23 protein-coding genes and 1 pseudogene are annotated in these 20,491 nt (G+C 60.7%); 13 read left to right on the top strand and 11 right to left on the bottom strand.

Translation table 11 applies throughout. The annotated features are described in order from the left end of the window. Positions 1–18: 18 nt before the first annotated feature. The 3 genes from HH800_RS29130 to HH800_RS18495 are packed head-to-tail and all read left to right on the top strand — an operon-like array spanning position 19 to position 1,849. Entirely contained in the window at positions 19–630 is a 612-nt protein-coding gene (locus HH800_RS29130; protein WP_235681920.1) for a TonB-dependent receptor plug domain-containing protein, read from the top strand. Next, positions 627–1,253, top strand: a complete 627-nt coding sequence (locus HH800_RS29125) for a TonB-dependent receptor (protein WP_235681919.1) — start codon at positions 627–629, stop codon at positions 1,251–1,253. Before HH800_RS29130 ends, HH800_RS29125 begins: the two co-directional genes overlap by 4 nt. A 2-nt stretch (positions 1,254–1,255) precedes the next feature. Next, entirely contained in the window at positions 1,256–1,849 is a 594-nt protein-coding gene (locus HH800_RS18495) for a type IV toxin-antitoxin system AbiEi family antitoxin domain-containing protein (protein ID WP_037509343.1), read from the top strand. 55 nt (positions 1,850–1,904) lie between these two features. On the opposite strand, the gene HH800_RS18490 is transcribed toward HH800_RS18495, so the two are convergent. Beyond that, positions 1,905–2,708 carry an alpha-hydroxy acid oxidase gene (locus HH800_RS18490; protein ID WP_137405280.1) on the bottom strand — a complete coding sequence of 268 codons (804 nt, stop codon included), beginning with the start codon at positions 2,706–2,708 and terminating at the stop codon, positions 1,905–1,907. A gap of 189 nt (positions 2,709–2,897) precedes the next feature. On the opposite strand from HH800_RS18490, the gene HH800_RS18485 reads away from it, so the two are divergent. Together HH800_RS18485 and HH800_RS18480 are read left to right on the top strand one after the other, a co-directional pair. Beyond that, positions 2,898–3,530 carry a tyrosine-type recombinase/integrase gene (locus HH800_RS18485; RefSeq protein ID WP_010338379.1) on the top strand — a complete coding sequence of 211 codons (633 nt, stop codon included), beginning with the start codon at positions 2,898–2,900 and terminating at the stop codon, positions 3,528–3,530. 135 nt (positions 3,531–3,665) lie between these two features. Further along, positions 3,666–3,878 (top strand): annotated as a pseudogene (locus HH800_RS18480) (integrase); the annotation flags it as partial. 32 nt (positions 3,879–3,910) lie between these two features. On the opposite strand, the gene HH800_RS18475 reads toward HH800_RS18480, so the two are convergent. The 9 genes from HH800_RS18475 to HH800_RS18435 are packed head-to-tail and all read right to left on the bottom strand — an operon-like array spanning position 3,911 to position 10,820. Beyond that, positions 3,911–4,015 carry a DUF2474 family protein gene (locus HH800_RS18475; protein WP_080572849.1) on the bottom strand — a complete coding sequence of 35 codons (105 nt, stop codon included), beginning with the start codon at positions 4,013–4,015 and terminating at the stop codon, positions 3,911–3,913. Beyond that, on the bottom strand, positions 4,015–5,013 hold the full coding sequence (gene cydB, locus HH800_RS18470; protein WP_010338381.1) for a cytochrome d ubiquinol oxidase subunit II: 999 nt from the start codon (positions 5,011–5,013) through the stop codon (positions 4,015–4,017). The genes HH800_RS18475 and cydB overlap by 1 nt, the downstream gene beginning before the upstream one ends. Continuing rightward, positions 5,010–6,404, bottom strand: coding sequence for a cytochrome ubiquinol oxidase subunit I (locus HH800_RS18465; RefSeq protein WP_010338382.1), 1,395 nt, complete (start codon positions 6,402–6,404; stop codon positions 5,010–5,012). Before HH800_RS18465 ends, cydB begins: the two co-directional genes overlap by 4 nt. 12 nt (positions 6,405–6,416) lie before the next feature. After that, positions 6,417–7,202: a sulfite exporter TauE/SafE family protein gene (locus HH800_RS18460; RefSeq protein WP_010338383.1), complete on the bottom strand. Its 786-nt coding sequence runs from the start codon at positions 7,200–7,202 to the stop codon at positions 6,417–6,419. Positions 7,203–7,205: 3 nt separating this feature from the next. After that, the gene (locus HH800_RS18455) at positions 7,206–8,789 is read right to left on the bottom strand and encodes a bifunctional protein tyrosine phosphatase family protein/NAD(P)/FAD-dependent oxidoreductase (RefSeq protein ID WP_029547838.1); all 1,584 of its coding nucleotides are present in this window, start codon (positions 8,787–8,789) and stop codon (positions 7,206–7,208) included. Positions 8,790–8,826: 37 nt separating this feature from the next. Further along, the gene (locus HH800_RS18450; protein WP_010338385.1) at positions 8,827–9,237 is read right to left on the bottom strand and encodes a DUF6691 family protein; all 411 of its coding nucleotides are present in this window, start codon (positions 9,235–9,237) and stop codon (positions 8,827–8,829) included. Further along, positions 9,234–9,440, bottom strand: a complete 207-nt coding sequence (locus tag HH800_RS18445) for a YgaP family membrane protein (protein WP_010338386.1) — start codon at positions 9,438–9,440, stop codon at positions 9,234–9,236. Before HH800_RS18445 ends, HH800_RS18450 begins: the two co-directional genes overlap by 4 nt. A 16-nt stretch (positions 9,441–9,456) precedes the next feature. Beyond that, positions 9,457–9,906 (bottom strand): YeeE/YedE family protein, encoded by a 450-nt coding sequence (locus HH800_RS18440; protein ID WP_010338387.1) that lies wholly within the window; start codon positions 9,904–9,906, stop codon positions 9,457–9,459. Further along, on the bottom strand, positions 9,903–10,820 hold the full coding sequence (locus HH800_RS18435) for an MBL fold metallo-hydrolase (RefSeq protein WP_010338389.1): 918 nt from the start codon (positions 10,818–10,820) through the stop codon (positions 9,903–9,905). Before HH800_RS18435 ends, HH800_RS18440 begins: the two co-directional genes overlap by 4 nt. A gap of 87 nt (positions 10,821–10,907) precedes the next feature. Between HH800_RS18435 and HH800_RS18430 the strand changes: the two genes are divergently transcribed. Both HH800_RS18430 and HH800_RS18425 read left to right on the top strand, forming a co-directional pair. Beyond that, positions 10,908–11,531 carry a peroxiredoxin gene (locus HH800_RS18430; protein WP_010338390.1) on the top strand — a complete coding sequence of 208 codons (624 nt, stop codon included), beginning with the start codon at positions 10,908–10,910 and terminating at the stop codon, positions 11,529–11,531. Beyond that, complete coding sequence (locus tag HH800_RS18425) at positions 11,528–11,920, top strand: ArsR/SmtB family transcription factor (RefSeq protein ID WP_010338391.1); 393 nt, start codon at positions 11,528–11,530, stop codon at positions 11,918–11,920. The genes HH800_RS18430 and HH800_RS18425 overlap by 4 nt, the downstream gene beginning before the upstream one ends. Positions 11,921–12,040: 120 nt before the next feature. Here the strand turns inward: HH800_RS18425 and HH800_RS18420 are convergent, their stop codons facing one another. Beyond that, entirely contained in the window at positions 12,041–12,733 is a 693-nt protein-coding gene (locus tag HH800_RS18420; protein ID WP_010338392.1) for a VIT1/CCC1 transporter family protein, read from the bottom strand. Positions 12,734–12,938: 205 nt separating this feature from the next. Between HH800_RS18420 and HH800_RS18415 the strand changes: the two genes are divergently transcribed. Genes HH800_RS18415 through HH800_RS18390 form a run of 6 tightly spaced genes read left to right on the top strand, consistent with a single transcriptional unit; the run spans position 12,939 to position 20,437 of the window. Beyond that, entirely contained in the window at positions 12,939–13,619 is a 681-nt protein-coding gene (locus HH800_RS18415; protein ID WP_010338393.1) for a response regulator transcription factor, read from the top strand. Beyond that, the gene (locus HH800_RS18410; RefSeq protein ID WP_010338394.1) at positions 13,613–14,626 is read left to right on the top strand and encodes a sensor histidine kinase; all 1,014 of its coding nucleotides are present in this window, start codon (positions 13,613–13,615) and stop codon (positions 14,624–14,626) included. Before HH800_RS18415 ends, HH800_RS18410 begins: the two co-directional genes overlap by 7 nt. A gap of 48 nt (positions 14,627–14,674) precedes the next feature. Beyond that, the gene (locus HH800_RS18405; RefSeq protein ID WP_036530305.1) at positions 14,675–15,784 is read left to right on the top strand and encodes an efflux RND transporter periplasmic adaptor subunit; all 1,110 of its coding nucleotides are present in this window, start codon (positions 14,675–14,677) and stop codon (positions 15,782–15,784) included. 9 nt (positions 15,785–15,793) lie between these two features. Beyond that, positions 15,794–18,883, top strand: a complete 3,090-nt coding sequence (locus HH800_RS18400; RefSeq protein WP_036530303.1) for an efflux RND transporter permease subunit — start codon at positions 15,794–15,796, stop codon at positions 18,881–18,883. Continuing rightward, positions 18,876–19,175 carry a DUF3240 family protein gene (locus HH800_RS18395; RefSeq protein ID WP_010338397.1) on the top strand — a complete coding sequence of 100 codons (300 nt, stop codon included), beginning with the start codon at positions 18,876–18,878 and terminating at the stop codon, positions 19,173–19,175. The genes HH800_RS18400 and HH800_RS18395 overlap by 8 nt, the downstream gene beginning before the upstream one ends. Next, on the top strand, positions 19,172–20,437 hold the full coding sequence (locus tag HH800_RS18390) for a TolC family protein (protein WP_010338398.1): 1,266 nt from the start codon (positions 19,172–19,174) through the stop codon (positions 20,435–20,437). The genes HH800_RS18395 and HH800_RS18390 overlap by 4 nt, the downstream gene beginning before the upstream one ends. The last annotated feature ends 54 nt before the right edge of the window (positions 20,438–20,491 follow it).

Here is a 20,491-nt window from a genome sequence, read left to right as displayed (position 1 = left end):
AATGAAGGGGATCTAACCTTGCAATATTCAGCGATTTTCCGATCGGCGCTGCTTGCGTCGACTGCGCCCGGCATCCTCCTTTCGCTGGTCTCCCCCTCACTCGCAATAGCCCAGGAGCAGGTTCTCGGGTCCGTAACGGTCACGGACACCGCGATCGATGATCGGGAAGCCGAAAGCTCCTACAAGGTCAGCCGCAGCATCAGCGCGACGCGCACGGATACGCCGCTGATCGATGTACCCCAGTCGGTCAATGTGGTGTCGGTCAAGCAGATCGAGGATCAGGCAGCCAACAGCATCGGTGACGCCATACGCTATGTCCCGGGCGTTTTCTCGGCCCAGGGCGAGGGTAATCGCGAAACGCTGGTGATCCGCGGCAATTCGACCACCGGCGACTTCTTCGTCGATGGCATGCGCGACGATATCCAGACCTATCGCGACCTCTATAACATCGAGAAGCTGGAAATCTTCAAAGGACCGAACGCGATGATCTTCGGCCGGGGCGGCGTAGGCGGCGTGGTCAATCGCGTTACCAAGGTTGCGGACTGGAATCTTCATCGTGCCTTCCGACTGGAAGGCGGAAGCTTCGAGCATACTCGCGTACCTACCAGCCGCGTGGTGGCGACCAGTTGACCGGCCTTTCGCTTTCCAACGCCAGCCTGGCGCCGGAGAAGTTCCAGAACTACGAAATCGGTGCGAAGTGGGACATTCTCCCCACGTTCAACCTTGCCGCCGCCATCTATCAACTGGATCGCGACAATGTTCTGGCGCTGAGCGATCCCAATAATGCGGCCTCGCCGACGGTGCCGATCGGACGGCAGCGCACCAAGGGCATCGAACTCAGTGCTGCGGGCAGCATTACCAAGCAGCTCAGCATGGTCGGCGCCTACACCTATTCCGACGGCACCTTCCTCGACAATGTCTCGGGCACTGTCCAGGCAGGGAACATCCTGCCCAACATGCCCAAGCACAGCGCCTCGCTCTGGACCCGCTTCGATCCGATCGAACAGCTCGGCGCTGCGCTGGGCGTGATCTACCAGGGCAAGCGCTACGCCTCGACCGACAATTTCGTCGCGATGCCCGGCTATACGCGGCTCGATGGCGCCGTCTATTTCGACATCGCGCCAGAGCTGAGCCTGCAGGTGAATGTCGAGAATATCCTTGGCAAGCGTTACTATCTCTATGCCCATAGCAACAACAACATCACGCCAGGTTCACCGACTGCGGTGAAGGTCGGCCTCAGCGCGAAGTTCTGACCATGTCCAGCCGCTTCCTTCCTTTGAAGCGCTTCACAAGGGAGGAGCGGCTGGCAATTTGCCTTCTGCGTGGTGGCAGCAGTGCCAAAGTCGGAGAGGCCGCTATCCGGGCATTCGCAGCACTGGGTGAACACGCCACCGAGCGAGGCTTCGTGATAGCGACATTGTCCAGCCCATTTGTGAACCAGGATGAGATCCGGCTTCTTGGGGGCATAGCAGCATTCCAGCGCCAGATACCGCCGATGGACATCGGGCTGCCGGCGCACCTGCACGCATTGCTGGACGCGTGCGCAGCAGGCCTGACCCGGCGTGGCGGCAAACTTGATTTTCGTAATGTCGCCCGGTGCCCAGGTCTTCCTGAACAACGGGCAAAGAAGCGACAGGATCGTTCGATCCGGCTCATAAATCGCACATATGGCGCCCCCAAACAGGCAGTTGTCTTTGCGGTTTTGCGCGATCGTGACACGGCAACAATCGCCGATCTCGGCCGAATGGGCGTGTCTCGCTCGGTCGTCAGCAAGATGACCAAGCGTGGCTTGATCGAGAGGGTGGGCTACGGCGTTTATGCCTCGCCGGCCTCGAAGCGCCGAGGATAGTGCATATGTCGCGCCTAGAGGAACATGCGGCCGGACATTCGTCCGGCCTCACACATCAGTCTGAAGAGGTGACATAAGCAGGACCAAGTTCGTCCAGCGATTTCACGCCGACTTGCGCCATGGCGAGTTCGAACTCTGCCCGTATCATGTGAAGCATATGGGCAACGCCGGCCATGCCTGCCACCGCGAGGGCATGAAGTTGCGGCCTACCAATCATGACCGCGCTGGCACCAAGGCTAATCGCCTTGAGGACATCCGTGCCGGTACGCACACCGCTGTCGAGAAGGATCGGGCATTTTCCATCGATCGTACGCGCGATCGATGGAAGCGCTTTCATGGGCGTGATGAGACCGTCGGTGACGCGTCCGCCATGGTTCGACACGACAATGGCATCAACGCCATGATCAAGTGCCATGCGAGCGTCAGCAGGAGAAAGGATGCCTTTCAATATGATCGGCAAACTGGTCTGCTTGCGCAGCCACGCGATATCGTCCCAGGTTGGTGCGGCGTCGGCCAGCGCCGTTCCAAAGATGATCTGCCCGCCCGCAGCCGCGCTGTTCTGGACGCTGCGGGGCATTCCACGGAGATTGGCGGCCTCGACCCCTTCCGGCAGTGCGAATTCGGATCGCTTCATGGCCGCATCGATCGTTACCATGAGGACGCAATAGCCAGCAGCCTCGGCGCGTCGCACCAGTTCAAGCGAATGCCCTCGATCAGCCTGGAAATAGAGCTGGAACCAGAGCCGCGGCGTCTGGTCACGCTCCATGGCCTGGCGCGCGGCATGCGCAGCCCAGGCAATGTCCTCGAGAGGAATGCTGGAAAGAGTGCTCCCGTTCTGGGTATGTCGCTCAGATGGCAAAGCTCCGCATGGTGGGCGGCGACTTTATATTGGCAGCAGCCATGGCATGGCGGATCCTGGCAAAAGCTGTCGGTCACATCAATGACGCCAAATGTCTTGAGTTGGTCGGCACGAGCCCTATAGCAAGTCCTGCGCATCCTCGTCGGCAAGCGTTCTGCAGAAGGCCAATGTGGCCAAAGGAGAACGATCATGGAGATGCCTGAAACAGAACTCATCGCCACCAAGCGCCCGGTTTGGAATGCAGGAAGGACCGTGGGCGCCAAGCGGGCGCTGAAACCGAAGCAGATTTGGGAAATCCGTTTCTACCTCAATCAGCGCCGCCGCCTACGAGATCGGGCGCTGTTCGATCTGGCGATCGACAGCAAGCTTCGGGGCTGCGACCTCGTGCAGATCAAGATCGGCGACCTTGTAAGCGGCGGGCAGGTCCGAACGCGGGCAATCGTCATGCAGCAGAAAACAGGTCGGCCCGTTCAATTTGAGCTGCTGCCAGATGCTCGAGCGAGCTTGCTGGCATGGCTCGAACGCCGGGGCGGAACAGTGGACGATTATGTTTTCCCAAGCCGGGTTGATCACAATGGGCACCTGAGCACACGGCAGTATGCTCGGCTTGTCGACGAATGGGTGACAGGTGTCGGCTTGATGCGGAGCGAGTATGGCACGCACTCACTTCGCCGAACGAAGGCATCGATCATCTACAGGGCGACGGGCAACCTTCGCGCCGTTCAGATACTGCTCGGCCATAGCAAGATTGAGAACACGGTGCGCTATCTAGGGATCGACGTAGAGGACGCGCTTGCCCTTGCAGAAAACACGGAGATCTGAATCTGCTGGCGCCCGTGCCCAGGGCGTGCCGGGCACGGGCGCTGGGACATTCCCGACGTTCGCCTGTGACATGTTAAACGGCAGCCCTGATTACAAGCCGACGTTCCCGCACCTCCCGACGAACGGCCTCGGCATTATGCTCGGCTTGTAGATGAATGGTTGACAGGAGTTGGCCTGATGCGGAGCGAATACGGCACCCGCTCACTCCGCCGAGCGAAGGCATCGATCATATACAGGGCGACCGGCAATCTACGGGTTGTCCAGATCCTGCTCGGCCATAGCAAGATCGAGAATATGGTTAGCTATCTCGGGATCGACGTAGAAGACGCCCAAAATACCGAAATTTGAGTGTTGGCCTCTCACCTATGGCGAGGGGCCATTTAGCGTAGCCACCAGCGGAGCATTCCGCCCACAAGCGCCAACGCGAAAACGCTAGCAGCCCAAATGCCGAAAAACCATCCAAGGCGACTCAGCCAGAGCGGCATCAATGATACCCCTCAATGCCAACCTTGCCCCGGAAAACCCAATAGGACCAAGCCGTATATGCCAGGATCACGGGCACCATGATCGAGGCTCCAACCAGCATGAACAACTGACTGCGGACGGGCGCTGCAGCTTCCCAGATCGTCACCCGCGCCGGAACGACATCGGGCCAGATCGAGACACCAAGGCCGACCAAGCATAGCCCGAACAGGGCCAACGCCCAGAAGAAAGGCTGCGCATCGCGCTTCAATCGGAGGCTACGATAAAACAGGAATGTTACGACGAGCGTGGCGAGCGGCACCTGCGCTGTCGCGACCACGCCCGGGAAACTCAGCCAGCGCTGAAAGTATTGCGTTTCGAGCCGCAGCGTTGCGAGGCTGATCACGCCGATCATGATGAGCAGGCCGATGCCAAGCCGCCCGGCATAGGTCACCGTCTGCCGTCGCAACCCGCCTTCAGTCTTCCAGTTGAGCCAACAAGCCCCGAGCAGGGCATAGCCGACTAGCAGCCCGACACCCGTCAGCAGACTGAACGGCGACAGCCATTCCCACCAACCCCCGGCATAGCTGCGCCCCTCGACCGTGATGCCCTGTAGCAGCGCGCCGAGCGCAATGCCTTGCGCGAAGGTGGCGACGACCGACCCTGTCGTGAACGCCTTGTCCCAGAAAGCACGGTGCGCCGGGTCGCGCCAGCGGAACTCGAATGCCACGCCGCGGAATACAAGGCCAAGCAGCATTGCGATCATCGGCGCGTAAAGCGCGGGAAGGATGATGGCATAGGCCAGCGGGAATGCGGCAAACAGGCCGCCCACGCCCATAACCAGCCAGGTTTCGTTTCCGTCCCAGACCGGAGCGATGCTGTTCATCGCGGTGTCCCGATCCTGCCCGACCTTGAAGAACGGAAACAGGATGCCGATGCCGAGATCGAAGCCGTCCATCACGACATAGGCGATGATAGCAAAGCCGATGATACAGGCCCAGATGACGGTGAGATCGATCATGACGAAGCTCCCTCGATGATAGCCGGCGCCGGGGTGATCCCCGCACTGCGAATGGGCGCATCACTGGGCGGCGGTTCATGTGCTTCAGGCGGCTTCTTCATGAGTTGAAGCAGATACCAGATGCCCATCCCGAAGACGGCGAAATAGACGACCACGAAGGCCAGCAGCGACGAGGCGACCGCAGGAGCATCCAGCGGTGAAGCGCTTTGGGCGGTCCTCAGCAGACCATAGATTGTGAAGGGTTGCCGTCCGACTTCCGTCACGATCCAGCCGGACAGCACTGCGATCAGTCCCGACGGCCCCATCAGCACAGCGAAGCGATGCAGCAGCGGCCAGTCGTAGAGCGCCTTGCGCCAGCGCGCGATGAGGCTCAGGATCCCGATCCCGAGCATCGCGAAACCGATCCCGACCATTACGCGAAAGGCCCAGAAGACGATACCGACGGGAGGACGATCAGCTGGTGGCACGGTGTCCAGGCCACTCAAGGGCGCATCGAGTTCGTGTTTGAGAATCAGCGACGACGCCTTGGGTATCTCGATGGCATAATACACCCGCTGTTCAGCGCTGTTGGGGATGCCGAACAGGATCAAAGGCGCACCGTGCGGGTGGCTCTGAAAATGGCCTTCCATCGCCATCACCTTCACCGGCTGGTGCTTGAGAGTATTGAGCCCGTGCATGTCGCCGGCGAAGATCTGGATCGGAGCAACGAGCGCCGCCATCCACATCGCCATAGAGAACATCTTGCGTGCGCCGGGATTGGTGCGGTCCTTTAAGAGATGCCATCCTCCGACGGCACCCACGATAAAAGCGGTCGTCAGATAGGCGGCAAGGACCGTGTGAAAGAGCCGATAGGGGAAGCTGGGATTGAAGATGATTGTCAGCCAGCTTGGCCCCGGCAGGAACTGGCCGTTGGCGCCGACCTCATAGCCAACGGGCGTTTGCATCCAGCTGTTGACCGACAGGATCCAGAATGCGGAAATAAAAGTCCCCAGCGCGACTGCAAGCGTCGCGACGAAGTGCAGCTTGCGCCCAACCTTGTTGATCCCGAACAACATGACCCCGAGGAATCCGGCTTCTAAGAAGAAGGCGGTCAGCACCTCATAGGCCATCAGCGGTCCGATGACAGGTCCCGCCTTGTCCGAGAACACTGACCAGTTGGTGCCGAACTGGTAGGACATGACAATGCCCGAGACGACGCCCATCGCGAACACGACGGCGAAGATCTTCAGCCAGTAGCGAAACAGGTTCGCATAGACGCCCTTGCCGGTCTTCAGCCACAGAGCTTCGAGCACGGCCAGATAGCTTGCCAGCCCGATGGAAAAGGCCGGGAAGAGGAAGTGAAAGCTCACCGTGAAGGCGAATTGCGCCCTTGCGAGAATGATGGCGTCCATGAATATCCCCGTTCAGCTGGCGAGTTCGGACCAGCTCTTGAATAGCATGTAGATGGCAACGACGAGCACGAAGACTGCGAAGAGGCTGTTCAACCGGCCCTTTTCGGCGGCCAGTACCTGCGATGCACGCGTGCCGATGACGCTCCCGACAATGCCGCCCACGATGAACACGCCGGCCAGACCCCAAAGGACGTAGCCCGAAAGCGCATAGTTGAGCGCTGTCGTCAGACCGAAGGCCGCGACCGCGACGAGCGAGGTGCCGATCGCGCGCAGGATGGGCATGTGGGTCGAGGCGATCAGCCCCGGCACAATGAGGAAACCGCCGCCGATCCCGAAGAAGCCGGAAAAGGCGCCGGTCCCGAGACCATAGCTGACAACCTTGCCGACATTCTCCCGATTGCATTGCGCGCCCTCGACGCCCTGGTCGCCGCGACCGCGAAACATCAAGACTGCCACAACGATCATCAGGATCGCGAACAGGAACAGCAGCTTGTGCCCATCGATGCTCTTGCCAAGCGTTGAACCGCCGAGCGCACCGACGACGCCGGCAGCAGCATAGATCCCCCCGCACCGCCAGTTCACGGTGCGGGCATGGGCATGGTTCCAGAGGCCAGTAAGCGCATTGGCCGCGACGGCCAATGCACTGGTGCCGATCGCCTCATGCGGATTGCGGACGCCTACGAGATAGAGCAGCAGCGGCACGGCGAGGATCGACCCGCCGCCCCCGACAAGCCCGAGGACAAAGCCCACCAGCGCGCCTGACAGTCCGCCGAGGGCATATTGAAGCGGCTCAAGCATGGCTCAGTGCGCCGCTTCGATCGCGTGCGGCGCGACCATCCATTCCCGGCCCTTGAGCATGCCATGCCAGTAAACCGGCGGCAGGATGGTGTCCTTGAGGAGCCAGGACAGGCGCGAGGGCCGCGTTCCGTCGATCAGCCAATTGGGAAAGCTGGGCAGCAATTTGCCGCCATAGCCGAACTCGGCGAGCACGATCTTGCCAGCCTCGACCGTTAGCGGACAGGAGCCATAGCCGTCATAGTCAGCGGTCGGCGGCTTGCCCTCGAGCACGGCAAGTACATTGACCGCGACAACCGGCGCCTGCTTGCGCGCCGCAGCGGCGGTCTTGGCATTCGAGGCGGAGCAGGCGTCGCCCAATGCAAATACATTAGGATAGCGCACATGTCGAAGCGTCGCCTCGTTGACTTCGATGAAGCCGGAGGCTGCTGCGAGGGAACTGGTGCGCACGAAATCCGGCGCGACCTGTGGCGGCACGACGTGAATCATGTCGAAGCGCTCTTCGACGCGTCCGGTGCCGTCGCTATCCTTGCGTTCGAAAGTCGCCACTTTTGCGGCGCCATCGATCGCGACGAGCTTCGATTCGAAGTTGAGGTGCGCGCCATAGCGCTCGACATATTCCATCAGTGCCGGGACATAGGCGGCAACGCCGAACAGCACCGCGCCGGCGGTGTGGAACTGGACGTCGATGTCTTTCAGGACGCCTGCCTTTTCCCAGCGATGACAGGAAAGGTACATCGCTTTTTGCGGCGCGCCGGCACACTTGATCGGCATTGCGGGCTGGGTGAACAGCGCCCGTCCGCCCTTGAATTGCTTCACCAGTCTGTTGGTGTAGGGCGCAAGATCATAGCCATAGTTGGACGTCACGCCGTTCTTGCCGATCGTATCGGCCAAGCCCGGAATAGCGTTCCAATCCAATTTGATACCCGGACAGGCAACGAGAACACGGTAGCGGACTTCGCCGCCATCACTGAGGATCACCTTGTTTTCGTCGGGGGCAAAATCCGAGGCTGCTGCGCGGATCCAGTTCACTCGGCTCGGCATGACCTGCGCTTCAGTGCGTCGTGTGAACTCTCTCTCGAAGACACCGGCGCCGACCATAGTCCAACCGGGCTGATAATAATGCTCCTCAGATGGCTCGATAACTGCAATATCGAGCTTCGGATTGCGCTTTAGAAGGCTTGCTGCCGTCGCAATCCCCGCTGCACCGCCGCCGACAATCACGACATCGTGAATATGGACTACAGGGGCCGATTGGCTCCGAGAGGAGGAGAGGTCATACAACTTCGTCGACCTCGCGCCGGAGCGGCAAAAGGCGAGAATCGGCCTAGGAAGGCGCGCTAGCGCACTTGCCATGGCCTCAACATTCGCATCGGTAATCGCCCCCGAGACTGCGGGCGCATGCGCGAACTCTAAGCCCAGTCGTTCGGCAGCTTCACGAAGCTCCGTAGCGGCAATCTGACCCTTCTCCTCGTTATCAGGTCGATTGCAGATGATCGCCTTGTAACCTTGGGCGGCGATTGCCGGAAGGTCGGCGAGATCAATCTGCGGGGAGATTGCAAAGTCCCGATTGAGCGGCTTGATGTCCATGGCTTCTCCTCGATCCCGCTCTGAAGCGGGCCTCTTTTCATTTTGTAATGATGCGGTGCGCGGTCATGCCGGCGAGCATGGCGGCGACGAAAATTCCGGCTTCAATTGGTGCGATGGCAAGGTCGGCGAGTGCGGGGCCGGGACATAGTCCCCCGATCGCCCAACCGATCCCGAACAATGACGCTCCGCCAAGCAACTTGGCATCCAGCAAGCTTGTACCGGGCAAGTCGAACGCCTCGCAGACGATCGGTCGCGGCATCCGCTTCTGGACCAACCAGGCGATCGCCATCGGCACCATCGCACCGACCATCACGAAGGCAAGCGTGGGATCCCAGGCCCCGAACAGATCGAGGAAGGCGCGCACCCGCGCGGGGTCAGCCATGCCGGATATGGTGAGCCCAGCTCCGAACAAGGTGCCCGCTAGCAACGAGATGGCAGGGACCTTCACTTCCCAGTGCCGCAGGTTGAAAGGCCGAGCGGGCGGTAGAGCGGACAGAAGCTGACCGCGCTTGTCAGAAGGAATATAACTGCGACGATCGCCAAGCCGACACCGAGGTCCCCGCTGATCGTTCCGGTCCACCAGAGATAACCGATCGCCAAGGCTGCGATGGTGCGCAGCATCCGATCGACCGTTCCCATATTCCTCTTCATGTCCGGTGTCCTCCGACTATCCGTTGATGAAACCGAAAGCGCGCATCAGCCCAACGGTGGCGAAGCCGCTGACCATGAAGGTCAGCGTTGCGACCATCGACCGGCGCGAAAGTCGGGAGAGACCGCAGACCCCGTGACCGCTCGTGCAGCCTGAACCAAGGCGCGTGCCGAAACCTACGAGCAGTCCGGCAATGACCAGTTGCAGGACTGATCCTGTAAAAAGCGGTCTGATACTGCTGGAAGACAGTATGACGAGGAGCGCACCAAGCGGCAGTCCGGCGATGAACGCGAGCGCTATGGCGCGCGGTGTGCCCGTATCGGAAATTCCCGACGCGCGGGCCAACATACCGCTTACACCAGCGATGCGACCAAGTCCGAGCAGCATGATCGCTGCCGCAAGCCCGATCAGCAGGCCGCCAACCAACCCCGCGACGGGGGTGGCATTGGGGAAGCCGGGCAGCATCATACTGCGTTGACCGGAATCTTGAGGTACGTGACGCCATTGTCCTCGGCAGGCGGGAAATGACCGGCGCGCATGTTCACCTGGACAGAAGGCAGAATGAGGCGCGGCATCGCGAGCGTCTTGTCGCGGGCCTCGCGCATCGCGACAAATTCGTCTTCGCTTACCCCGTCATGGATATGGACGTTGGCTTGGCGCTCGGCCTCTACGGTCGTTTCCCAGACATAGTCCTTGCGCCCTTCCGGAAGATAATCGTGGCACATGAACAGCCGCGTTTCCGGCGGGAGCGACAGAAGCCGCATCGCAGATTGATAGAGGGTTCGGGCATCGCCACCGGGAAAATCAGCACGTGCCGTGCCGTAGTCGGGCATGAACATGGTATCGCCGACAAAGACGGCGTCGCCGATCACATAGGCGATACAGGCCGGCGTGTGCCCCGGCACATGCAGCACGGTTACATCAAGATTGCCGATCCGGAAGTGATCACCGTCTTTCCACAAATGATCGAAGTCGGAACCGTTGCGCTCGAAATCGGTGCCCGCGTTGAAAAGCTTACCAAATGCCTGCTGCACCGTGATGATTTGCTCGCCGATGGCGATTTGCCCGCCCAACTTCTCCTTCAGATATGGCGCAGCTGACAGGTGATCCGCGTGAGCGTGCGTCTCCAGGTGCCAGTCGATAGCAAGCCCCTTCTCCTCGACAAAAGCGACAAGCGCGTTTGCCGAGGAGAAGGAGGTGCGACCCGAGGCGGGGTCATAGTCCAGCACGCTGTCGATGATCGCAGCGTGGCGGCTCTCGGGATCATGAACAACATAGGTCACCGTGAAGGTCGGCTCGTCAAAGAACGCCTTGATCTGGGGGGTGTCCGTTTGAGCGGCTGAGATCTGCGATGAGGCGGCTGCAAGAGCGGAGTCGGCCACGGAAAACCTCACAAATTCACATTTACATATATCGTGTAATCGAATAATCTTGTTGCGTCAAGAGGGAGGAGCGTCGAAGGAGACGTCATGGAAATGGCCCAAAGAATTGAATCTCGCTCACCGCGCATTGGAGAGCCCGCGCCAGACTTTCGCGCCCGTTCGACCGGGGGCGAAATTCAGCTTTCAAAGTTGCGTGGACGATGGGTGATCTTTTTTTCCCATCCCGCTGACTTCACGCCAGTTTGCAGCACCGAATTCGCTGAACTCGCCCGTCGGCAGTCGGAATTTGATGCCCTTGAAACGTCGCTGTTGGGACTGTCAGTCGACAGCCTTTACTCGCACATGGCGTGGGTCAGAGCGATCCGAGAGACGCTCGGAGCGGATGTCCGCTTCCCGATAATCGAGGATCCGAGCATGGCGATTGGGCATGCCTATGGCATGGTTGACGAGCAATCTGCTGACAGCATGGCTATGCGTTCGACATTCTTCATCGATCCCGAAGGGGTCATAAGGGCGATCACATGCTACCCCCATAATGTTGGGCGATCGGTCGATGAGATGCTGCGGTTGCTTAAAGCACTGCAAGTGGTGGGCAGTGCCCAGAAACTTGCGCCTGAAGGATGGCGGGAAGGACAGCCTTTGCTCTGCCCACCATCTGACATCGCAGAAGATCGCCAGGACTGGTTTTGCCGCTTTGCGGACGCGCTATGAACGAGGCATTTTACGAGGACCGCGAAGCTGCGACCGTCGCGTCCGAAAAGCTCAAGGTCTTTGCGCAACCACAGCGCCTCATGATCCTCTCTTGCCTGTTACGCGGGGAGCGCAACGTATCGGAGATCGGCGAAGCGACAGACATTGTCCAACCAGCACTCAGCCAGCAGCTAGGGGAGTTACGCCGGGCCAATCTCGTTCAAACGAGAAAGGAGGCCAAACTCGTTTGGTACGCGCTTGCTGACGAGGGGGTCGCTTTGTGCGTCCGAACAATGGAAGCGATTTTCGGAGGCCTGGGTAAGGTCGAAGAAATCCGGCCGTCTGCCAAACCGGAGCGTCGTCCATCATTACCTGAAGGGGTGGCCGGATTTGCTCAAGTGCTTGATTAAGATATTTACGCGCTGTTTGCCTCGTTTGGCTTTGTAGCGAGTGCTGCGGTGGTCGCTGCAAGCGACACGCTCTTAACGTCGTAGAAGAAGTTTCATGTGCGCAGCTTTTGGGCCTTTGTCCTAAATTGCTTTCCCGACCAAGCTGCCAATGCCAGCGGTCAAACCCATGGCCAACGCCCCCCAGAACACCACACGACCGACAGGTTTGAGCGGGTTTGCACCGCCAGCGGCAGCTCCCACCCATCCCAGGAGCGCCAGGAACAGGAGCGATCCCAGCGCTTCGCCTGTTACGGTGAGCGACGCCGGCAGCAAAGCCGCAAGGATGAGAGGCAGCAGGGCTCCGGCCGTGAACGTCGAGGCAGACGTCAATGCCGCTGTGATCGGGCGTGCGGCAGTCATCTCGGTGATGTGGAGTTCTTCGCGAGCATGAGCACCCAGTGCATCATGCTCCATGAGTTGTTTCGCAACCTCATGCGAGGTCTTTTCGTCGACCCCTCGCTGAACATAGAAACCAGCCAACTCTGCCAATTCCGCATCGGGATTGTCAGCGATTTCCTGCTGCTCCCGGCGCAAGTCCGCCGCTTCGGTGTCAGACTGAGAGCTTACCGACACATATTCGCCCGCCGCCATCGACATCGCGCCGGCCACCAGACCCGCTATACCAGATATCAACATGGAAGAACGGGAGGCACCGGACGCAGCGACGCCGATCATCAGGCTAGCCGTGGATACGATGCCGTCGTTGGCGCCTAGCACCGCGGCACGAAGCCATCCGATACGAGAGACGAGATGGGTTTCCCGGTGGCTGCGCATCGTAATCCCCTTTGAAGCCAAGCCATTTCTTTGACCCGCATTATAGCCTGTTCGCTATCTCGTGCCAGTCCGGCAAGCTCGATCCGCACAAATTTGGAGGCGCGACGCCGTATCGGATCACAAGCGTCAGAAGAAATTCATATGGTCAGGACGATGTCAGATCGGTTCGGTAATATGCCGGGTAAAACCATCGCCGGATGAGAGCATGCGCATTCTGATCATTGAAGACAATCGCCACCTGGCAGATCTGACGGCGGAGGGCCTTACGCGTCGGAAATTCGTATGCGATTGTGCCTATTCGGCAGCGGAGGCGGATCTGGCTCTTGGGTCGGCTCAGTATGATGCACTCATCCTCGATCTGGGCTTGCCCGATGGTGACGGCGTACATTGGATCAAGAAGAGGCGTGACGCGGGCCTTGCGGTGCCGGTCCTGATGCTGACAGCCCGCAGTTCGCTCCAGCAGCGGGTCGATGGACTGGACGGCGGCGCTGACGACTATGTCGTCAAACCGGTAGAGGCGGATGAGCTGGCAGCGAGGATTCGGGCACTACTTCGCCGTCCGGGAGCTCGGGCAGCGCCCGTGTTGGAGGTGGGCAGCCTATCCTATGACACGAGCGCTCATCGCGCGCGGTATCAGGGTAAGGCCATCGATCTGTCACCTCGCGAGACCAGCCTGCTTGAGTTACTCATGCGGGAGGCTGGTGCAGTCGTTCGTCGATCTCGTATCGAAAATGCACTGTATAGTTTTCGAGACGAGATATCCCCTAATGCAGTGGATGCCGCAATCTCGCGGCTGCGTCGTCGACTTGAGGAATGCGGAGCTCGCAACATGCTCCATACGATCAAGGGGCTAGGCTACTTGCTAGAAGACCGGGAACCGTGCTGAAGCGACTTTCGGTTGGCCATCGGCTCATCGGTGGCCTGCTGCTGGTTGGCGCCATCGGTACGGTGTCGCTGATCTACGCTGTCCTCTCGGAATATGGCATACCGTTTAGCGCCTTGCTCGATCCGACCATGCGCGACGCGGCATCGACGGAACTGTTCGATCATGTTCTCATCCCACTGGTGGTGCTGATCCTGCCAATGGGCCTTGCAACCACATGGGTCATCAGAACGGCGTTCGAGCCCCTGAGCAAAGCGGCGCGTCATATCGAAACCGCACCGACCGAACGCGGGATGCAGATCGATGAAGCCGATATGCCTGCTGAAGCGAAACCGTTCGTGCGATCCATCAACAACCTGCTTCACCGACTCGACACCTCAGCTCAGCAACAGGCGGATTTTGCGTCTGACGTCGCCCACGAATTGCGGACGCCGTTGGCCATTTTGTCTCTAGAGCTTGATCGACGCGAGGGATCGGATGGAGATCCTCTGAAGGCGCAGGTCAGCGCCATGCGCCGTCTTGTGGATCAGCTCCTGCTACTGGCGCAGATCGACGCGGACGCCACCATGCCCATGACGCCTGAGCCACTCGATCTCGAGACATTGGCTGAAGACAGTGTCTCGTCCCTGGCAGCGACCGTCATCGCGCAAGGACGCGAGATCGCGATAGAGTCCGAAGGCCAGGTGCCAAAGATATACGGCCACAGGGAAGCGATCGGGGCGGGAATCCGAAACCTTATTGAAAATGCCGTCCGCGCGACGCCCATGGGTGGCACCGTGACGATCATATCCGGGCCCGGAGCGATCATCAGGGTGCGCGACCAAGGCGCCGGCCTCAGCGAAGAGAAGCTGGCGCAACTCATCCGCCGCCATCAGCGAGCAGACCATGCCAGCCCCCATGGCGCGGGTCTCGGCCTCTCCATAACCCATCGGATTATGAGCGCACATAACGGTCATATTCGAACGAGCGAGACCTTGAGAGAACTCATCCTGGATTTCCGCCTGCAGTAATTTCCCATCGTCAAGACGCCGTCAGGTTGAACCCGATATCGCGGCGAAATGGAAAACGGACGCAAATATCTGGTGGGCGGCGCCATTGTAGCCGTCGCAGTCGCGGGCTTGGGCTGGACTATGTTTCCTCGCTCGGAAACCGTCTCGGCGGGAACGCAGGTCAAGACCGAGAAAGCTGCCGGCATGCTTGCCGTGCTGCCGGACAGGGCGAGATTGCTCGGCATCAAGGCCTCTCCGGCATTGCCTGCATCAGAAGCGCCGATCGCCGATCTCCCCGCCACGATCAGTCCGCCCGCTAACGCGCGTGTAGCGGTGACCGCGACACTTCCGGGTGTGGTGATGCGCACCATGGTTGTGGAAGGCGACAGCGTACAGGCCGGGCAACCACTGGCCGTGGTTTCGAGCCGTGACATTCTGACGCTGGGCGCCGATCTCGCGCGTGCAAATGCACGGTTGGGTGTCGCGCAGACGAGTGCCGCCAGGCTGTCCCAACTGGACAAGGAAGGGGTGATTGCCGGAGCGCGAGCCGACGAAGCCCGCGCAGTGGCCATGGAGGCGCGTGCGGACGTTCGCGAGAAAAGCCGCATTCTCAGCCTTGTCGGCGGGCATGGGAGCAGCGGCACCTACACGCTGACAGCTCCGATCGCGGGCAGAATTACGCGTGCCAAGATCCAGACAGGCGACCCGTTGGACGGGACGACTGCTCCCTATGTGATCGATGCGAATGGCCGTTACGAAGTCGTCGCGCAGGTTCCCGAGCGGCTTGTTGGACAGATCAGACCCGGCATGACGGTCAAACTCGGCGCGCTTTCTGGCACCGTCACATCTGTCGGCAGCACCATCGACGCGATGACGCGATCTGCCTCGCTGAAGGCGAGCCTTCCCGCCGCTCCAGGGGTCATCGCAGGCGCCACGGGCAATGTCACGATATTCGGGCCTGCACCGAAAGGCGCAGTCGTCCTGCCTGCCGCGGCCGTAGTGGATACTGACGGCAAGTCGGTGGTCTTCGTGGCGGTCCGGGGCGGTTATGTTCAGCGCAGGGTGACAAAGGGCGGCGCGGTGGATGGCCAGGTCCTTCTCCTGACCGGCGTCAGCGTCGGTGAGAACGTCGTCACTACGGGCACAAGCGCGCTCAAAGCGCTCGCCATCTCGAAATAGGTCGGGCCCATGCTTCAGTCACTCGTCGCGAAGGCTCTGTCCTATCGCCTGCTCGTCGTAGCGCTTGCGCTGGCTGTCGCCGGCCTCGGCGCATGGGCCTTCGTTCAGCTACCCGTGGATGCTTATCCCAATATAGCGCAGACGCAGGTCAAGATCATTCTCAAGGCTCCCGGCATGACGCCGGAAGAGGTCGAAAGCCGCGTCATTGCCCCGATCGAGATGGAGATGCTGGGCATTCCCCGGCAGTCTATCCTGCGTTCGTCCGCCAAATATGCGATTGCCGATATCACCATCGACTTCACCGATGGCACAGATATCTACTGGGCGCGTCAGCAGGTGGCGGAGCGCCTGTCCGGAGTGATGGCGGATTTGCCGGCGAGCGTGTCGGGTGGCCTGGCGCCGATTTCCACGCCTCTGTCCGATATCTTCATGTTCACGATCGAGGGGCCGCTCAGCCTCCAGCAAAGGCGAGAGCTTCTCGACTGGACCATCCGTCCCGCGCTGCGGACGGTGCCCGGTGTCGCCGACGTCAACGCACTTGGTGGATATGTCCGTACCTTCGAGGTCCGGCCCGATCCTCTCGCCTTGGCCGGAGCCCATCTATCCGTTGCCGACATCAAGACGGCCATCGACGGTGGCAATCGCAACGACGGAGCCGGCCGCCTCGTCACTGGCGAAGAATCCCTGATCGTTCGGGCTGTCGGCGCGATCCGATCCGTGGCCGATCTCCAGTCGCTGGTCATAACGAGCCGTGACGGGCGCATCGTCCGCCTGGGGGATGTGGCGAGTGTCGGGACGGGCAGCCTGACGCGCTATGGCGCGGTATCCAAGAACGGCAAGGCAGAGGCGGTCGAGGGCCTTGTGATCGCTCTTCGCGGTGCCGATGCACGGCAGGTTGTGACCGGCGTCAAAGACCGTCTGGCCGAGGTCGAGCGTGGCCTGCCAGCCGGAACGCACATCGCGGTCTTCTACGATCGGTCCGATCTGATCGGCCGAGCGGTTGGAACGGTTGAGGAGGCGTTGCTGGAAGCGACCGTCCTGGTCGTAATCCTTCTGATCGTTTTCCTCGGTGACTGGCGAGCCGCCGCGATCGTGGCGGTCACACTGCCGATGGCCGCGCTGGTGACGTTCCTGTTCATGAGCATGGCCGGGTTGTCCGCGAATCTCATGAGCCTCGGTGGACTGGCCATTGCTATTGGCATGCTTGTGGATGGTGCGGTCGTTGTGGTGGAGAACGTCGTAGAGCGTCTGTCGCACCAACAGGATGACTCCCATCCGCGCCTTCACCAGGTCTTCCGCGCAACCAGCGACGTGACGGTGCCGGTATCGGCGGGCATCATCATCATCGCGCTTGTGTTCCTTCCTCTGCTCTCGCTGCAGGGGCTGGAAGGCAAGCTGTTCGCGCCGGTTGCCCTCACCATTGTCTTCGCCCTGGCAGGATCGCTCCTGCTCGCGCTGACGCTCGTTCCCGTTCTTGCCTCGTTCGGCTTGAAAAGCGGACATCATGGGGACCCATGGGTGATGCGCTGGCTAACGCCTCGCTACCGTGCGCTTCTGAATGGCGCGTTTGCGCGCAAGCGCCTGGTCTACGGCCTCTCGGCTCTCGGACTGGTCCTCGCCGGATTGGCCTATGGAGCAGTGGGCAAAACCTTCATGCCGACGATGGATGAAGGGTCAGTCATCGTGCAGCTGACGAAGCTGCCCTCCATCAGCCTGGCCCAGTCCGTCGAGGGCGACAAGGCGGTCGAGCGCGCGTTGATGGGTGTCCCCGAGGTGCAGGAAGTCATCGCGCGGGTTGGTGCTGACGAAATCGGGCTTGATCCGATGGGACCTAATGAGACCGACACCTTCGTCCGTCTGAAGCCGCAGTCCGAGTGGCGCGGCAGCAAGGAGTTCGTCCTGGAGCAGATCCGCAAGGCCGTCGACGGCCTGCCTGGCATCCAGCCCAGTTTCACCCAGCCGATCGAAATGCGTGTCTCGGAAATGCTGACCGGCGCCCGGGGCGACCTGGCTGTCAAGATTTTCGGACCGGATTCGGCGGTCCTCGCGGATCTTGCAGGTCGCGTGCAGCATGAGTTGGGCCAGGTGCGCGGCGCGACGGAAGTGTTGACGGTCGCGAACGACAGCGTGGACTACCTGCAGCTCGACATCGACCGAGCAGCCGCAGGCCGGTTTGGCATGCCGATCGATCAGTTACAGGACACCTTGCGCGCACAGGTGGAAGGCGTTCGGTCCGGTATCGTCGCCGAAGGTCAGAAGCGGATCCCGATCGTCATCCGCGGTGACGAAAGCATCCGCAATGATGCGACCCGGTTTGAAGACCTGCAGATCATGACGCCGGGTGGAACGCTCGCCCGGGTCAGCGACATGGCGCAGGTGAAGCATACGCAGGGTCCGGTGAAGCTCGACCATGAGAATGGTTCCCGCTTCGCTCTGGTCCAGGCCTTCGTCTCTGGTCGTGATCTGGTGGGCTATGTGGACGAGGCGAAGGCCGCAGTCGCGAGCAAGGTGCCGCTCCCGCCCGGCTATCGCATCGTGTGGGGTGGCCAGTTCGAAAATCAGCAGCGTGCATCGGCTCGGCTCATGATGGTCATTCCCGTCGCGCTGCTCCTTATCTTCTTCGTCCTGCTCGCCACCTTGCGTTCGCTGCGGGCCGCCACGCTGATCCTGGTCAACATTCCCTTCGCCATGGTCGGCGGCCTGATCTCGCTCTGGGCATCGGGAGAGTATCTGTCAGTGCCTGCTTCCGTCGGCTTCATTGCTCTGCTTGGCATCGCGGTGCTGAACGGCTTGGTGCTGGTCTCCTATTTCCGCCAACTCCGTCAGGAGGGGCAGAGCATGACGCAGACGGTGCGCCTGGGTGCCGAGCGACGCCTCCGCCCCGTCCTAATGACCGCGAGTATTACCGCTTTCGGCCTGGTCCCCCTGCTGTTCGCGACCGGTCCGGGATCCGAAATACAGCGCCCGCTTGCCATTGTGGTCATCGGCGGGCTGGTCACGTCCACGTTGCTCACTCTGGTACTTCTCCCGATCCTTTTCGAAAGGTTCGGAGAGGGCCGCGGCGAGCAGGATTTCGAAGAGGTGCTGGCCAATGGCTGAGCTTCTGCTGGTCCTCCACTGTTCCCCTCCGGATGCGGGAACTCTGGTGGAGGCTATTCGAACCGTTGCGTCCGCGCCGATCCATCGCCGTGAGGAAGCCGTTCTCGGTCGCGACTTCAGCGACGCCGGAACGCATGAGCAGGTAAGAGGAGTCCTCCATCGGATCGCATTCGAGCTCGTCGTCGAGGATTCCATGATCCCCGCCATAATCGCTGCGGTTGCCTCATCGCGCCGCAAACAACCTGTGCGCTGGCACTCCTTGCCGATCATCGAGCGCGGGAGGATTTCATGAAGAAGCTGACTGCCCTCTTGCCGCTATCCATCTCGATAGCGACTGCGCTCGCAACTGCCGCGCACGCGCAAGCGACTGGTCTTCAATGGTCCTTGCCGCCTGAGGAGCAGGTGGTGAAGGCGCTTGACGGTCATCCGACCGTCGAGGCAGCGGGCAAGCGCGTCGGCGCTGCATCGGCGGCGAGCGATATGCTCCGCGTTGGCCCTCACGAGGTCCAGCTCACCGGAAGCTACATCAATCGCGACGTGCGGCTGGAGCGGAATTATACGGAGTTCGACGGCACGGTCAGCCGATCTTTTCGCTTGCCCGGGAAGGCTGCCCTGGATCGCGAGGCAGGCCAGCTTGGTGTCGAAGTCGCGCAAAACCGGATGGAAGATACGCGCCATCAGGCGGCCTTGTATCTGTCGCAGCTCTGGTACGACTGGCTGACGGCAAGCGAGCTCAACCGCACGGATCAATCGAACGTCGCATTACTCGAACGCGGTCTCGCTGCCGTGAAGAGGCGAGTGCAGTTACGCGATGCATCGATGCTTGACACCGACCAGGCCCAGGCGGCGCTCGATCAGGCCAAGGGTGTCGCGGCAGCCAGCCTGGCTGATATGAAACAGGCGCGAGCGCTGCTGCAATCGAACTTCCCCGATCTGGCCCTGCCGTCGGACGCACCATCCTTGGCTGATCCAGTCCTGCCTTCTCAGGACCTGACTGCACTTCATGATCTGGTGATCCAGCGCAGTCATGAAATTGGGGCTGCTGATCGCGAAGCTCTGCGTCTTGAAGTCGTCGCACGGCGGGCGAAGGCTGATCGCTTGCCGGACCCACAGCTGGGCGTCCGGGCCTTTAGCGAGCGTTCTGGCATTGAACGCGGTGTCGGTGTCGTCTTCTCGATCCCATTGGGAGGACGATACCGGAAATTCCAGCAGGATCAGGCGGAAGCCAATGCCTCCGCTGCCTCTATGGATCTCGCGCAAGCGCGCCGGATGGTGCTGGCGATGGCCGATACTGATATGGCGAACGCCTCTGGCCGCTACGTCGCTTGGCAGCGGCTTCAGGGTGCTGCCAGAAGTTCGCTCGACGCCGCCACACGGACGGAGCGCGGGTACGAAGGGGGCATTATCGACCTGTCCGATCTGCTCTATTCCCGACGGCAAGCACATGATGCGGACCGGCTGGCCATAGACGCGCGCAGCTCTGCGACACGAGCTATCGTGAAATTACTCATCGATTCTCATACGATATGGCAAGGTAACGAGAAGGAGCCATGAGGGCGTAGGTTGGCAATCGCTGTAGAGAATGAAGTCATCTTCCCATTCACGCGG

It is taken from the genome of Sphingobium yanoikuyae, assembly GCF_013001025.1.
GTDB classification, from domain to species: Bacteria; Pseudomonadota; Alphaproteobacteria; order Sphingomonadales; family Sphingomonadaceae; genus Sphingobium; species Sphingobium yanoikuyae_A.
The sequence above is the reverse complement of the archived record's forward strand: the minus strand, read 5'-3'. Positions and strand labels throughout refer to the sequence as shown.